At 66.9% G+C, this 14,583-nt stretch carries 14 protein-coding genes and 1 tRNA gene; 11 read left to right on the forward strand and 4 right to left on the reverse strand.

From position 1 onward, the window contains the following. Positions 1-196: 196 nt before the first annotated feature. On the forward strand, positions 197-616 hold the full coding sequence (locus P9A17_RS32955; RefSeq protein WP_278043020.1) for a hypothetical protein: 420 nt from the start codon (positions 197-199) through the stop codon (positions 614-616). A 52-nt stretch (positions 617-668) separates the two neighbouring features. Here the strand turns inward: P9A17_RS32955 and P9A17_RS32960 are convergent, their stop codons facing one another. Beyond that, complete coding sequence (locus P9A17_RS32960) at positions 669-884, reverse strand: hypothetical protein (RefSeq protein WP_278043021.1); 216 nt, start codon at positions 882-884, stop codon at positions 669-671. Positions 885-992: 108 nt separating this feature from the next. Between P9A17_RS32960 and P9A17_RS32965 the strand changes: the two genes are divergently transcribed. Continuing rightward, positions 993-1,745: an MspA family porin gene (locus P9A17_RS32965; protein WP_278043022.1), complete on the forward strand. Its 753-nt coding sequence runs from the start codon at positions 993-995 to the stop codon at positions 1,743-1,745. Positions 1,746-1,749: 4 nt separating this feature from the next. Here P9A17_RS32965 and P9A17_RS32970 read toward each other — a convergent pair. Beyond that, positions 1,750-1,822 (reverse strand) — tRNA-Arg (locus tag P9A17_RS32970). Positions 1,823-1,980: 158 nt separating this feature from the next. On the opposite strand from P9A17_RS32970, the gene argS reads away from it, so the two are divergent. The 6 genes from argS (at position 1,981) to rho (ending at position 10,708) form a co-directional block, all read left to right on the forward strand. After that, positions 1,981-3,633 (forward strand): arginine--tRNA ligase, encoded by a 1,653-nt coding sequence (argS, locus tag P9A17_RS32975; protein WP_278043023.1) that lies wholly within the window; start codon positions 1,981-1,983, stop codon positions 3,631-3,633. An 83-nt stretch (positions 3,634-3,716) separates the two neighbouring features. Beyond that, positions 3,717-5,057 carry a diaminopimelate decarboxylase gene (lysA, locus tag P9A17_RS32980; RefSeq protein ID WP_278043048.1) on the forward strand — a complete coding sequence of 447 codons (1,341 nt, stop codon included), beginning with the start codon at positions 3,717-3,719 and terminating at the stop codon, positions 5,055-5,057. Then, positions 5,054-6,370 carry a homoserine dehydrogenase gene (locus P9A17_RS32985; RefSeq protein WP_278043024.1) on the forward strand — a complete coding sequence of 439 codons (1,317 nt, stop codon included), beginning with the start codon at positions 5,054-5,056 and terminating at the stop codon, positions 6,368-6,370. Before lysA ends, P9A17_RS32985 begins: the two co-directional genes overlap by 4 nt. Beyond that, the gene (gene thrC / locus P9A17_RS32990; protein ID WP_278043025.1) at positions 6,367-7,446 is read left to right on the forward strand and encodes a threonine synthase; all 1,080 of its coding nucleotides are present in this window, start codon (positions 6,367-6,369) and stop codon (positions 7,444-7,446) included. The genes P9A17_RS32985 and thrC overlap by 4 nt, the downstream gene beginning before the upstream one ends. 12 nt (positions 7,447-7,458) lie before the next feature. Continuing rightward, positions 7,459-8,403 carry a homoserine kinase gene (thrB, locus tag P9A17_RS32995; protein ID WP_278043026.1) on the forward strand — a complete coding sequence of 315 codons (945 nt, stop codon included), beginning with the start codon at positions 7,459-7,461 and terminating at the stop codon, positions 8,401-8,403. 286 nt (positions 8,404-8,689) lie between these two features. Further along, positions 8,690-10,708 carry a transcription termination factor Rho gene (rho, locus tag P9A17_RS33000; protein WP_278043027.1) on the forward strand — a complete coding sequence of 673 codons (2,019 nt, stop codon included), beginning with the start codon at positions 8,690-8,692 and terminating at the stop codon, positions 10,706-10,708. Positions 10,709-10,746: 38 nt separating this feature from the next. On the opposite strand, the gene P9A17_RS33005 is transcribed toward rho, so the two are convergent. Beyond that, positions 10,747-11,166: a MarR family transcriptional regulator gene (locus P9A17_RS33005; RefSeq protein WP_278043028.1), complete on the reverse strand. Its 420-nt coding sequence runs from the start codon at positions 11,164-11,166 to the stop codon at positions 10,747-10,749. Positions 11,167-11,237: 71 nt separating this feature from the next. On the opposite strand from P9A17_RS33005, the gene P9A17_RS33010 reads away from it, so the two are divergent. Further along, the gene (locus P9A17_RS33010) at positions 11,238-11,843 is read left to right on the forward strand and encodes a maleylpyruvate isomerase family mycothiol-dependent enzyme (RefSeq protein ID WP_278043029.1); all 606 of its coding nucleotides are present in this window, start codon (positions 11,238-11,240) and stop codon (positions 11,841-11,843) included. Here P9A17_RS33010 and P9A17_RS33015 read toward each other — a convergent pair. Next, complete coding sequence (locus P9A17_RS33015; RefSeq protein WP_278043030.1) at positions 11,832-12,488, reverse strand: TetR/AcrR family transcriptional regulator; 657 nt, start codon at positions 12,486-12,488, stop codon at positions 11,832-11,834. The two genes, P9A17_RS33010 and P9A17_RS33015, sit on opposite strands and share 12 nt — an antisense overlap. Positions 12,489-12,594: 106 nt before the next feature. Between P9A17_RS33015 and fadD1 the strand changes: the two genes are divergently transcribed. After that, on the forward strand, positions 12,595-14,175 hold the full coding sequence (gene fadD1 / locus P9A17_RS33020) for a fatty-acid--CoA ligase FadD1 (protein ID WP_278043031.1): 1,581 nt from the start codon (positions 12,595-12,597) through the stop codon (positions 14,173-14,175). Between the two features lie 147 nt (positions 14,176-14,322). Continuing rightward, positions 14,323-14,535 carry a 50S ribosomal protein L31 gene (gene rpmE / locus P9A17_RS33025; protein WP_278043032.1) on the forward strand — a complete coding sequence of 71 codons (213 nt, stop codon included), beginning with the start codon at positions 14,323-14,325 and terminating at the stop codon, positions 14,533-14,535. Positions 14,536-14,583: the final 48 nt, after the last annotated feature.

Below are 14,583 nucleotides of genomic sequence, written 5' to 3' on the forward strand. Positions count from 1 at the left end.
TGCTCCACTGCCGCCCCCTCCGCCCCCACCCCCTCCGCCACCGCCACCGCCACCACCTTGGAACGGTGACCCCACGCCGGGCTTCTCGATCGGCATCTGTGCGCCGATTCCCTTCGTGTCCTTGTGCACCGGAATCTGACGCTGTGAACGGCTTGCCTCGCTCGTGCTACGGCACCATCACCGCCAATGAGTTGCCATGAAAAGTCTCACCAGGACCGTGGTGGTTGCCGGCGTGTGCGCTTCAGGCCTCGCTCTGGCAGCGCCGGCGCACGCCGATCTCCTTCCCGGCCTCTACCAGTACCGGGCTGTGATGGCCACGGGCGCAACGGAGGACATCAACATGAGGGTGGACAGTTGCGGACCCGGCTGCATCAGCCTGTTCAATCTGGAGAACAACAGGGATCAGGGCCAGGCACGCATCCAGGGTTCGCAGTACGTGCTGGATCAGTTCGTTCCCGGAGGAGCATTCTGTCCCGACGGACGCGCCGTCGACGTCATCGCGCGGTACACGTTCAATCTCGACGGTACGAACGGGCTGTACACGCTGAACGGCCCCAACCCCTGCGGCAACAACGGGCCCGTCGGGTCGACCACCTTCGTCCTCGTGCCGTCCTGAGAAAGAAAGGCACTCTCGGTCCACCGCAGCCCGCGGATCTGCCGCGCGGCCCCTATTTCCGTCTGTCGGTGCGTCGGTCACTTCGAGGTTTCGGCGCATCCTGCGGGCCGCGACGGTCGTGTGGCGGGACGATCGGGGTGTCGCGCACGGTCTTGCCGTAGCCGGCCACCGTGCTGAACGCCCGGTGGCAGCCGGGGCAGATCGGCTTTCCGTCCTTGTTGACCGACCAACCCTTCCCGCCACCCTTGCAGGCGTTGCTCGGCTTCATGAGTGCATCATCCTCCTGCGCGGCTGCTACATCACAATTTGCTTGCGCCCCATCACAAGTTGGTATTGGTGAGGTCGCTCCAGCCCGATCCGATAGTAGGTTTCGCTCGTGAAGCTGAGTTGGCTCGCTGCACTCAGCGTCGTCTGGGTGCTGCCGCCGATGGCCGTGTTCCCCGCGGCCGCCGACCCTGCACCCGATGTCGTCACCCCGGTGCTCGATCCGGCTCTCGGCGGTGCAGCACCTGTCGCCCACGCGGCAGGCGTCATCGCGCCCGGCGCCGACGCCCTCATCATCTCCGCTCCGCCGTCGACGACCACGGCACCCAACGGGTGGATGCTGACCGTCGGAGCCAAGGACGAGGTGATTCAGAACATCAACCCCCTGACCACCGCGTTGTCGTCGCGGAATTACCAGGTCAGCGGCGTGTTCAACGGCGCTCTGCGCGGGCCGGAGGGCTCCGTGCCGCCGCGGGGCGTGCTGGAGGTGGGCTACCAGATCGGCTGCGGCGTCGACATGGGTGCCAACGGCGTCACGATCACCGGAAGCGCAGGAGTCACGCCGTCGCTGGGCCTGGTCGGACTCGACGGGGAAGGTGAGTTCATCGACGGCATCGCACCAGTGCTGTCGACGCCCTTCGTCGGCGGCGTTGCGGTGGGTCTGCGGCCCGGAATCATCAACACCGTCCCCGTCGGACGGAAAGAATTCACCGGCAACGACCCGTGGGTGTCCATCAGCGGCTTCAACGTGAAGATCGATGGCTGCGTGGGGGAGTCGTTCATCAGGTCCTACGCAGTTCTGACGCATGCGACCGACCAGTCCGACTCGATCCTGGGGTACTACGGGACGACGAAGAAGGTGTGACGGGTGCCCCCGGCAGGATTCGAACCTGCGGCCTTCTGCTCCGGAGGCAGACGCTCTATCCCCTGAGCTACGGGGGCGCGTGCTGTTACAGCTGCGCCGGTTGGGCCTGAACAGCCTAACGCATGCACAACAAGATCAATCACCCCTAGGTCTACGCCACCACCGGGCAGGCGCATCCCCGATCAGTGAGAAACGGATTCGGCCGAAAACAGGCCAGACCATAGGATGGACGCTCGTGACCCCCGCCGATCTGGCCGAACTGCTCAAGGCCACCGCAGCCGCGGTGCTCGCCGAGCACGCCCTCGACTCCGCCGCACTTCCCGACGTCGTCACCGTCGAGCGTCCGCGCAACCCCGAACACGGCGACTATGCGACCAACCTGGCGCTGCAGCTCGCCAAAAAGGTCGGCGTCAACCCGCGCGAGCTGGCAGGTTGGCTGGCCGAAGCCCTCGTCGCCAAGGACGGCATCGCCGCCGCCGACGTTGCCGGCCCAGGATTCGTCAACCTCCGCATCGAGACGTCGGCCCAGAACGTCATCGTCGGCGACGTCATCGCCGCTGCTGCCGCCTACGGCACGTCGGCCGAACTCGGGGGCAAGAAGGTCAACCTCGAGTTCGTCTCCGCCAACCCGACCGGGCCGATCCACATCGGCGGCACCCGGTGGGCCGCCGTCGGCGACGCGCTCGGACGGCTGCTGACGACTCAGGGTGCCGAGGTCGTGCGCGAGTATTACTTCAACGACCACGGCGCGCAGATCGACCGGTTCACCAACTCGCTCGTCGCCGCCGCAAAGGGAGAGCCCACCCCCGAGGACGGCTACGCCGGCAATTACATCGGGGACATTGCGGGCCAGGTGCTCGCCAAGGAGCCCGACGCCCTGAACCTTCCGGACGCCGAGATGCGCGAGACCTTCCGCGCGATCGGCGTGAACCTGATGTTCGAGCAGATCAAGGAATCGCTGCACGAGTTCGGCACCGACTTCGACGTTTACACCCACGAAGACTCGATGCACACCTCGGGCCGCGTCGAGCAGGCAATCGCCCAGCTGCGCGAGACCGGGTTCGCGTACGAGAAAGACGGCGCAGTCTGGTTGCGCACCACCGACTTCGGTGACGACAAGGACCGCGTCGTCATCAAGAGCGACGGCAAGCCCGCTTACGTGGCCGGTGACCTCGCCTACTTCCTGGACAAGCGCAAGCGCGGATTCGACCTGTGCATCTACATGCTTGGCGCCGACCATCACGGCTACATCGCCCGGCTCAAGGCCTCGGCAGCAGCGCTCGGCGACGATCCTGACACCGTCGAGGTGCTGATCGGCCAGATGGTCAACCTCGTGCGCGACGGCCAGCCGGTCCGGATGAGCAAGCGCGCGGGCACGGTCATCACCCTCGGCGACCTGGTCGAGGCGATCGGGGTGGACGCGGCACGCTACGCGCTGATCCGCAGCTCGGTCGACACCCCCATCGACATCGATCTGGGGCTGTGGTCGTCGGCGTCGAGTGAAAACCCGGTCTACTACGTGCAGTACGCCCATGCGCGCTTGTCCGCGCTGGCGCGTAGCGCCGCCGATCTCGGGATCACCCCCGACACCGCTCATCTGGATCTGTTGACCCATGACAAGGAAGGCACTCTGATCCGCAACCTCGGGGAGTTCCCGCGGATCCTCAAGACGGCCGCGAATCTGCGTGAGCCGCATCGCGTCTCGCGCTACCTCGAAGATCTTGCCGGTGACTATCACCGGTTCTACGACGCCTGCCGCGTGCTGCCGCAGGGCGACGAGCCGGCCGGTGAGCTGCACGCGGCGCGCCTCGCCCTGTGCGCGGCGACCCGCCAGGTGATCGCCAACGGGCTGGGCATTCTCGGCGTCAGCGCCCCGGAGCGGATGTGATCGCCCACCCCGCCGGCCCGAGGCACGCCGAAGAAGTTCAGGCCGCCGCGGCACCGGAACGCCCGCTCACCTCGGCCGAGGTTCTGCAGCTCGCCCCGAATGTGTGGCCGCAGAACACTGTTCGCGGTGACGACGGTGCCGTCTCGATCGCAGGAGTCGCCGTCGCCGACATCGCCGCCGAGTTCGGAACACCGGTCTTCGTCATTGACGAAGCGGACTTCCGGGCCCGCTGCCGCGACATCTCGTCCGCGTTCGGTGGCGGCGAGCACGTTCACTACGCCGCCAAGGCGTTCCTGTGCTCCGAGATCGCCCGCTGGGTCGACGAAGAAGGGTTGTGCCTCGACGTCGCCACCGGCGGAGAGCTCGCCGTCGCGCTGCACGCCGGCTTCCCGGCGCAGCGGATCACGGTGCACGGCAACAACAAGTCCGTCGCCGAGCTGACCGCAGCGGTCACCAACGGCGTCGGTCACATCGTCGTCGACTCCATGATCGAGATCGAGCGCCTCGACCGCATTGCCGCGGAAAACGATGTGGTACAGGACGTTCTGGTGCGTGTCACCGTCGGCGTCGAGGCCCACACCCACGAATTCATCTCCACCGCCCACGAGGATCAGAAGTTCGGTCTGTCCCTGGCTTCCGGCGCCGCGCTCGCCGCGGTGCGCCGAGTATTCGAAACCGACAACCTCCGGTTGGTCGGCCTGCACAGCCACATCGGCTCGCAGATCTTCGACGTAGCAGGATTCGAGATCGCCGCGCGCCGCGTCATCGGCCTGCTGCGTGATGTGGTCGCCGAGTTCGGGCTCGAGAAGACCTCCCAGATGAACATTGTCGATCTCGGTGGGGGACTGGGCATCTCCTACCTGCCCCACGACAATCCGCCGCCGATGAGCGAACTCGCGGGCAAGTTGCAGGAGATCGTGCGCACCGAGTCGGCGGCCGTGGGCCTGCCCGCGCCCGAGCTGGTCGTCGAACCCGGCCGCGCGATTGCGGGACCCGGCACGATCACGCTCTACGAGGTCGGCACCGTCAAGGACGTGGCCGTCAGCCCGACCGCTCACCGCCGGTATGTCAGCGTCGACGGCGGGATGAGCGACAACATCCGCACGTCGCTGTACGGGGCGGAGTACGACGTGCGGCTGCTGTCACGCACCAGCGACGCGAGCGCGACGCTGTCACGTGTCGTCGGCAAGCACTGCGAGAGCGGCGACATCGTGGTGCGCGACGCATGGCTGCCGGACGACGTAACCCCGGGGGACCTGCTCGGGGTCGCCGCGACCGGCGCATACTGCTATTCGATGTCGAGCCGCTACAACCTGATCGGCCGGCCGGCCGTGGTGGCCGTGCGCGACGGGCGGGCCCGCTTGATCCTGCGCCGGGAAACGGTCGACGATCTGTTGAGTTTGGAAGTGAGGACAGGTACGTGAGTGACGAAATCGGAGTAGCCGTACTCGGCCTGGGCAACGTAGGCAGCCAGGTGGTGCGCATCATCGAGGAGAGCGCCGCCGACCTGACCGCGCGCATCGGCGCCCCGCTGGTGGTGCGCGGTGTCGGTGTGCGCAAGGTGAAGGGTGACCGCGGCGTCCCCGCCGAACTCCTCACCGACGACATCGACGAACTGGTCTCCCGTGACGACGTCGACATCGTCATCGAGGTGATGGGACCGGTCGAACCCGCTCGCAAAGCGATCCTGACCGCCCTCGAAAAGGGCAAGTCCGTCGTCACCGCCAACAAGGCATTGATGGCCGTCGCCGCGGGTGAACTCGCACAGGCCGCCGAGAAGGCACGCGTCGACCTGTACTTCGAGGCCGCGGTTGCCGGCGCCATCCCGGTCATCCGTCCGCTGACGCAGTCCCTGGCCGGCGACACCGTCCTGCGGGTGGCCGGAATCGTCAACGGCACAACCAACTACATCCTGTCCGAGATGGACAGCACCGGCGCGGACTACGCGAGCGCACTGGCCGATGCGAGTGCGCTCGGCTACGCCGAAGCAGATCCGACCGCCGACGTCGAAGGGTACGACGCAGCGGCCAAGGCGGCGATCCTCGCCTCGATCGCCTTCCACACCCGCGTCACCGCCGACGACGTCTATCGCGAGGGAATGACGAAGGTCTCGGCTGCCGACTTCGCGTCGGCCCGCGCCCTGGGCTGCACCATCAAGCTGCTCGCGATCTGCGAGCGACTCACCACAGCCAAAGGCAAGCAGAAGGTTTCGGCCCGCGTGTACCCCGCGCTCGTCCCTCTGGAGCACCCGCTGGCCTCGGTCAACGGCGCGTTCAACGCGGTCGTCGTGGAAGCCGAAGCGGCGGGCCGGCTGATGTTCTACGGCCAGGGCGCCGGCGGCGCTCCGACGGCCTCGGCGGTGCTCGGCGATCTCGTCATGGCCGCCCGCAACCGGGTGCAGGGTGGCCGCGGCCCGCGCGAGTCCAAGTACGCCAAGCTGCCGATCGCGCCGATCGGCCTGATCCCGACGCGCTACTACGTGAACATGAACGTCGCCGACCGGCCCGGTGTGCTGTCCGCGGTCGCCGCGCAGTTCTCCAAGCGCGAGGTCAGCATCGCCGAGGTGCGCCAGGAGGGCATGGTCGACGACGATGGCCAGCGTTGCGGCGCACGCATCGTCGTCGTCACGCATTCGGCCACCGACGCCGCACTATCGGAAACCGTTGCCGCGCTTGCTGATCTGGACGTCGTTCAGAAGATCAACAGCGTGCTGCGCCTGGAAGGAACCACAGAGTGAGCGCGACCCGTGCAGTGCACCACCCCTGGCCGGGCCTGATCGAGGCCTACCGAGACCGGCTCCCGGTGGAGGACTCCTGGACGCCGATCACGCTGCGCGAGGGTGGCACGCCGTTGCTGCCTGCGCCGCGGTTGTCCGAATACACCGGCTGCACAGTCCATTTGAAGGTCGAGGGTCTAAACCCCACCGGGTCGTTCAAGGACCGCGGCATGACCGTGGCAGTCACTGAAGCTGTGTCGCGCGGTCAACAGGCGGTGTTGTGTGCGTCGACGGGGAACACCTCGGCATCCGCGGCCGCCTATGCCGCCCGCGCCGGCATCACCTGCGCGGTGCTGGTGCCGCAGGGCAAGATCGCGATGGGCAAGCTGGCCCAGGCCGTGATGCACGGGGCGAAGATCATCCAGATCGACGGAAACTTCGACGACTGCCTCGAGCTCGCCCGCAAGCTCACGGCCGACTTCCCGACCGTGTCACTGGTCAACTCGGTCAACCCATTTCGGATCGAAGGGCAGAAGACGGCGGCATTCGAGATCGTCGACGCGCTCGGCGATGCGCCCGACATCCACGCGCTGCCCGTGGGTAATGCCGGAAACATCACGGCGTATTGGAAGGGCTACACCGAGTACCAGCGTGACGGGCTGGCGAGCAAGCTGCCCCGCATGCTCGGCACTCAGGCAGCCGGCGCCGCGCCGCTCGTTCTCGGCGAGCCCGTCAGCGACCCCGAGACGATCGCCACCGCCATCCGCATCGGCTCACCGGCGTCGTGGACGTCGGCCGTCGAGGCGCAGCAGCAGTCCGATGGTCGCTTCCTGGCCGCCACCGACGAGGAGATCCTCGCCGCCTACCACCTCGTCGCTCGCGCCGAGGGTGTGTTCGTCGAACCGGCGTCGGCTGCCAGCATCGCCGGACTGCTGAAATCGATCGAAGACGGCTGGGTGGCGAAAGGTTCCACCGTCGTGTGCACCGTCACCGGCAACGGCCTCAAGGATCCCGACACCGCGCTGAAGGGCATGCCCGCGGTGATCCCCGTTCCCGTCGACCCCGTAGCCGTGGTCGCCAAGCTCGGTCTCGTCTAGAAACGGACTGACGTGACCCGCACTCTGCCGCCTGGACTCACGGCGACCGCCACGGTCGCCGCTTCCAGCGCGAATCTCGGGCCTGGCTTCGACAGCATGGGTATGGCGATCAGTCTCTATGACGAAATCGTCATAGAGACAACAGAATCGGGTCTCGTCGTCGAGGTCGACGGTGAAGGTGCGGGGCAGGTTCCGCTCGACGCGTCCCATCTGGTGGTGCGTGCTATCGAGCGCGGTCTCAGTGAGAACGGAGTTTCCGCGCCGGGATTGATCGTCCGGTGCCGCAACGACATCCCGCACTCCCGAGGTCTCGGATCGTCGGCCGCGGCCGTGGTCGGTGGTTTGGCAGCCGCCAACGGTCTTGCCGCGCAAAATGATTCGGCAACCATGTCGACAGAGCGTCTGGTCCAGGTTTCCTCGGAATTCGAAGGACATCCGGACAACGCAGCCGCCGCGGTTCTCGGCGGCGCGGTCGTGGCGTGGGCCGAGGCCGGCGACGCAGTGCCGCGGTACTCGGCAGCGCCGATCCGGCTGCACCCCGACATCTGTGTCTTCGCAGCCATTCCGCAGGTGCGATCGTCGACCGCAGAAACCCGGGTGCTCCTGCCCGACCACGTCCCGCACACCGATGCGCGCTTCAACCTGAGCAGGGCCGCGCTGCTGGTCGTCGCGCTCACCGAGCGACCCGACCTGCTGATGGTCGCAACAGAGGACGTGCTGCACCAACCGCAGCGAGCACCCGCCATGCCCGCGTCGGCGGAATACCTCGCGGTGCTGCGGCGTTGTGGTGTGGCAGCGGTGCTGTCAGGCGCTGGGCCTGCGGTATTGGCTTTGAGCACCGATGCGGAGCTGCCCGAAGAAGCACTCGATTTTGGCCGGCGGAATGGCTTCGCAGTCCAGAAAACGGCAGTCGGGCAGGGCGTCAGTTGGACGTCCGGTGTGGCGGTACGCAGCTAGTTCGGCGAGTAACACCGGCAACATGCGAATCATGGCGTTTCTTGCTTCAGACTCGGATGCGGGTTATTCTCGCTGTCGTCCAGCAATCGCAGCTTTCTTCACCTGCGCCGACACTAGGACGACTCTTCTTTCAGGTGTTCAACTTTGTGGACTGAAGGTTCGCCGTCTCCCGGCGAAACCCGGCGATCACCTTGCACTGGCAATGGTGTGACCTAGGCGCTCAGCGGATTGGCTGAGTGCACTGAACCCCCGCGTGACTCGATCAGCGAGGGAAGAAAGGAAATCCGTGACTGATACGGACCTGATCACGGCTGGTGGCAGCGCCGATGGCGGCGTGCTCCCGAACGCTGTGAGTGCAGAAATCTCGACGTCCGCGGAAACCGGAGCGCCCGTCTCGGCGCCCGCCGCCGACGATGCCCCGGCGGCAGCCCCCGCCCGCCGCGGAGCTCTGACCAGCCTCGTCCTTCCCGAGCTGCGTGCTCTGGCCAAGGAGATCGGCGTCGAAGGCGCCTCCGGCATGCGCAAGGGCGAGTTGGTCGCCGCCATCCGCGAGCGTCAATCCAATGGAACCTCCGAGTCGAAGGGTGCCGCCGCTGAGCCGGCGGCCGCTCCGAACGAATCCGCCGAGAGCGCACCCGACCAGGCGGCCGAGCCGCAGCCCCGCCGCCGTGAGCGTCGCGGGTCCTCCCGCGAACAGGGCGGCACGAGCTCGGGCGAGCAGGCTGGCAAGGACGAGGCCGGCGACAAGGACCAGGCACGCGACAAGGGCGCCGACACCGCCGCCGAGAACTCGCAGCCCGAATCCGCCGAGCTAGGTGGCCGCGACAAGAAGCGCGACCGGGACGACAACCGGGATGCCAACCGGGACGCCAAGAAAAACCAGGAAGCCAAAGCCGACGCCGATTCGGACAACCGAGGCGACGGCGATCAGCAGGGCGGCCAGAACCGCAACCGCGACCGCGACCGCGGCAATAACAGCGGTGGCAACAACAGCGGTGGCAACAACAACAGCGGCGGCAACAACAACGACGACGACGACGAGGGTCGCGGGGGACGGCGCGGTCGCCGGTTCCGTGACCGCAGGCGCCGTGAGCGCGGCGGTGACGGTGGCGGCGGTGGCGGCGGCAACGAACGCGACACCGAGCTGCGCGAGGACGACGTCGTCCAGCCCGTGGCGGGCATCCTCGACGTGCTCGACAACTACGCGTTCGTCCGGACCTCCGGATACCTCGCGGGCCCGAATGACGTCTACGTCTCCATGAACATGGTGCGCAAGAACGGCCTGCGTCGCGGCGACGCGGTGACCGGCGCCGTTCGCGTCGCCAAAGAGGGCGAGCAGAGCAACCAGCGCCAGAAGTTCAACCCGCTGGTGCGCCTCGACACCGTCAACGGCGGTCCCGTCGAAGACGCCAGGAAGCGGCCCGAGTTCACCAAGCTCACGCCGCTCTACCCGAACCAGCGACTGCGTCTCGAGACCAGCGGCGACAAGCTGACCACGCGCGTGATCGACCTGATCATGCCCATCGGCAAGGGGCAGCGCGCCCTGATCGTGTCACCGCCCAAGGCCGGTAAGACGACGATCATGCAGGACATCGCCAACGCGATCACCCGCAACAACCCGGAATGCCACCTGATGGTCGTGCTCGTCGACGAGCGCCCTGAAGAGGTCACGGACATGCAGCGTTCGGTCGTGGGTGAGGTCATCGCCTCGACCTTCGACCGCCCGCCGTCAGACCACACCCAGGCCGCCGAGCTCGCGATCGAGCGCGCCAAGCGCCTCGTCGAGCAGGGCAAGGATGTCGTGGTGCTGCTCGACTCGATCACCCGTCTGGGCCGCGCCTACAACAACGCCTCCCCGGCGTCGGGCCGAATCCTGTCCGGTGGTGTCGACTCGACTGCGCTGTACCCGCCGAAGCGGTTCCTCGGTGCGGCGCGCAACATCGAAGAGGGCGGCTCGCTGACGATCATCGCCACGGCCATGGTCGAGACCGGCTCCACCGGCGACACGGTCATCTTCGAAGAGTTCAAGGGCACCGGCAACGCCGAGCTCAAACTCGACCGCAAGATCGCCGAGCGGCGCGTGTTCCCCGCGGTCGACGTGAACCCGTCGGGCACCCGTAAGGACGAGCTGCTGCTGTCCACCGACGAGTTCGCCGTCGTGCACAAGCTGCGCCGGGTGCTGTCCGGGCTGGACCCGCACCAGGCCATCGACCTGCTGATGAGCCAGCTGCGTAAGACCAAGAACAATTACGAGTTCCTGGTCCAGGTCTCGAAGAACACGCCCGGCGGCAACGACCACGACTGAGTGATTCGGGCGTAGTTGGACAATCGGAGGTTGACCAACTACGCCGAATTCACCTGTAAGAGCGCGGCTCGCATCGCGTTGTAAGCCTTGTCGCCGAGGTGTTTTCGCCACTCGTCCTCGACGCGGGCGACCTCTTGGGCGGCCCGTCGGCACACCTCGGTGCCTCGCTTGCTCAACGTCACCAGCCGCGCCCGCGCGTCGGTTGGGTCCGGCAGGCGTGTCACGTAGCCGGACCGTTCCAGTTGATCGACGAGCGCGCCTGCGGTCTGCTTTGTCACCCGCGCCTGATCGGCGAGCTCGGTCAACCGCATGCCCGCCGGATCGAGTCGCTGCATCAAGCGTGACTGGGCGATCGTGATGTCGTCGAACCCGTCGCGCGCCAGCGCCGACATCACGCGAGTCTCCACCTCGCGGTGGGCGATGAACATCAACACCGCGGTGTTCGGTTGCTCGTGCACATGTTGACTTTAGTACGAAAGGCTGACTATATTTCGTCAGTAATACTGACTAAATCTTTGTGGGGGCAGCCATGGACCGAGACACCGTGTGGCAACACGTCGACCGGCAGCGGACCGAGGTCGCCGACCTCATCGACGCGATCGATGCCCGCGATCCGGCGCTGTGGAGTACGCCGTCACTGTGTGCCGGGTGGAATGTCCGCCACGTCGCTGCACATCTGACCCACTCCACGATGAGCATGCCCCGCATGCTGGTCGAGGCCGCCCGCAGTGGCTTCCGCTTCAACGCGATGATGAACCGAATGGCGACGACGGACTCGCAGACACCCGCCGAGATCGCGGCAACTCTCCGCGGTGCGGCGGGATCGCGCAGGCATCCGCCGGGCACGACGGAGCTCGATCCGCTCACCGATCTCCTCGTGCACTCTCAAGACATCTGTGTGCCGCTCGGCATCGACAGGCCGATGCCCGCCGATGCGGCGGTCGCGGCGGCCCACCGCGTGTGGGGCATGGGATTTCCGCACCGGGCCCAGAAGCGGTGGGCGGGCGTGCACCTCGTCGCTACCGACGCCGACTTCTCCGTGGGTGAGGGGCGCACGGTCGAGGCGCCGATCGGCGACCTGCTGATGGTGTTGACCGGCCGGCAGATCGGTGCGAAGCGCAGCTCAGGCCTCTGACGGATCGACCTTCAACGCGGCGACGATGTAGCGGCGGGCGTGGCGTAACACCGAATCGTGGTCGTCGACATCGCACTGCTCGCCAGGAACGGTCGCGAGGCTCATCATGATCCGCGCGATCCATTCGGCCGCCTCGGCGCGGTTCGTGTTCGGATGGATCTCGCCCCGATTGATCGCGTCCTGAACGTAGGACTCCCAGAAGGCGGCGATCTCCGGGATCAGTCCGCGCACGCCGAGTCCCACGCATGCGGTGAAGGCCTCGGGCTCCTCCTGGCGCAGTTTCAGCACGAGCGCGCCGGGCGTCTCGGATTCCTTGCGGGCGAGTGCGACGCCCACCGCGACCTGCTCGTCGAGGCCCGTCACGGCGTCGAGCCGGGCGCGTGACCCCGACCAGAACGCATCGTTGAGCCGGACGATCGCCGCGCCGAGCAACTCGGACTTGTCGGGGAAGTGGCGGTAGAGCCAGCCGCGGCTGACCCCGGCCACCTCGGCGACCTCGGAAACAGTCGTGGCGCGAATCCCTTTGGACACGAGGCACTGTTCGGCAGCGTCGATGAGCCGATCCCGGACAGGACGGGTTTCGGGTTTGGCCTCTGCGCTGCTGACAGGGTTCGGCACTGGATTGGCTACGGCGCCCACGCTCATCCGAATATCTTCGCAAATGAAAGGCTCGCCGTGGCTGAGGTACGCTGCGCGCGGTCGAGAAGTAGACATAAATCGCAATCTGTTCACAGTGTGGAGGGCAGACGTTTTGGCCGAGACAGTCCAGCAGCTGCTGCGGGAACGCCTGTCCGACGACGGCGTCGCCGTGAAATACAACGGGCGGACGTGGACGTGGCGCGAACACCTCGGTGAGGCCGCGACGCAGGCCGCGGCGCTGATCGGCATCGCCGACCCCGAACGACCGCTCCACGTCGGCGTGCTGCTGGGTAACACCCCCGACATGCTCACGGCCATGGCGGCCGCTGGCCTGGGCGGCTACGTGGTGTGCGGTGTCAACAACACGCGCCGCGGCGAGGCGCTCGCCCGCGACATCCGCAGGGCCGACACGCAGATCCTCATCACCGACGATGCCCATCGCGCCCTTCTCGATGACCTCGATCTGACGGGGGTTCGGGTGCTCACCATCGGCAGCCCCGAATGGGCCGGGCTGATCGCCGGCGGCCCCGACCTCACGCCGCACCGCGAGGCGACCGCGACCGACACGTACATGCTGATCTTCACGTCCGGAACCAGCGGCGACCCCAAGGCCGTGAAGATGATGCACGCGATGGTGCTGCTGGCAGGCGCAGCGTTGGCGGGCCGCTACGAGATGACGCGCGACGACACGTGCTATCTCTCGATGCCGCTGTTCCACAGCAATGCGGTCCTGGCGGGTTGGTCCGTCGCACTCAACTCTGGGGCCGCGATGGCGCCCGCGCATTTCACCGCATCGAGATTCCTCGACGACATCCGCCGGTACGGCGCCACGTACATGAACTACGTCGGCAAGCCGCTGGCCTACATCCTCGCCAGCCCGGAGAAGCCCGACGACATCGACAACACGTTGCGCGTCGCGTTCGGCAACGAAGCCAGCGACCGGGACATCGACGAGTTCGCGAAACGGTTCGGCTGCGAGGTCTGGGACGGCTTCGGTTCGACGGAGAACGCGGTGACCGTGACCCGTGAGGACGGTTGCCCGGCCGGGTCGATCGGCAAGGGCTTCCCCGGCGTCGCCATCTACAACGCCGAGACCCTCACCGAGTGCGCGGTCGCGACGTTCGACGAGCACGGGGCGCTCGCCAACGGAGACGACGCCATCGGCGAGTTGGTCAACACCCAGGGCGCGGGCATGTTCGCCGGCTACTACAACGACGAGGGCGCCACCGACGACCGGATGCGTCACGGCATGTTCTGGTCCGGTGACCTCGCCTACCGCGACGCCGACGGCTGGATCTACCTGGCGGGCCGCACCGCGGACTGGATGCGGGTCGACGGCGAGAACATGACATCGGCGCCGATCGAACGGATCCTCATCCGGCTTCCTGCGATCAGCCGCGTGGCCGTCTATCCGGTGCCCGACGAGCACGTTGGTGACCAGGTCATGGCCGCGATCGTGCTGCAGGACGACGCGACGCTGACGCCGCAGGAGTTCGGCGCGTTCCTGGCGGCTCAGCCCGACCTCTCCCCGAAAGCGTGGCCCCGCCATGTCTGGGTCGCCGACGACCTCCCCTCCACGGCGACCAACAAAGTGCTCAAACGCGAGCTCGTCGCGATGGGTACGAAGGCCGACGGTCGCACTCTGTGGAAACGCGACGGACGGACGTATGCGGAGCGCCACGGCCAGGAATAGCAGCCCCCGAATGCACGTTTAGGCTGCTGGCGGTTGATTTGGCATAATAGACCGCCGTCACCTCGGTTCCGGTTCACGCCGCAGCCTCCCGAACCCCAAAGAGGGGTGGGGAAGGGCGACCCGGGTCCCACGATTGAAGAGGAAATCATGAAATCAGGCGTTCATCCTGACTATGTCGACACGACCGTGCTGTGCGGCTGTGGTGCAAGCTTCACCACCCGCAGCACCAAGAAGAGCGGCAACATCACTGTCGAGGTCTGCTCGCAGTGCCACCCGTTCTACACCGGCAAGCAGAAGATCCTCGACAGCGGCGGCCGCGTGGCCCGCTTCGAGAAGCGCTACGGCAAGCGCTCCAAGTAGCCGTTCGAACGGCGCCCGTCTGCCGCATTGCGCGCAGACCGGGCGCCG

The sequence above is a fragment of the Mycobacterium sp. 236(2023) genome (assembly GCF_029623955.1).
In the GTDB taxonomy this organism is placed as follows: Bacteria; Actinomycetota; Actinomycetes; order Mycobacteriales; family Mycobacteriaceae; genus Mycobacterium.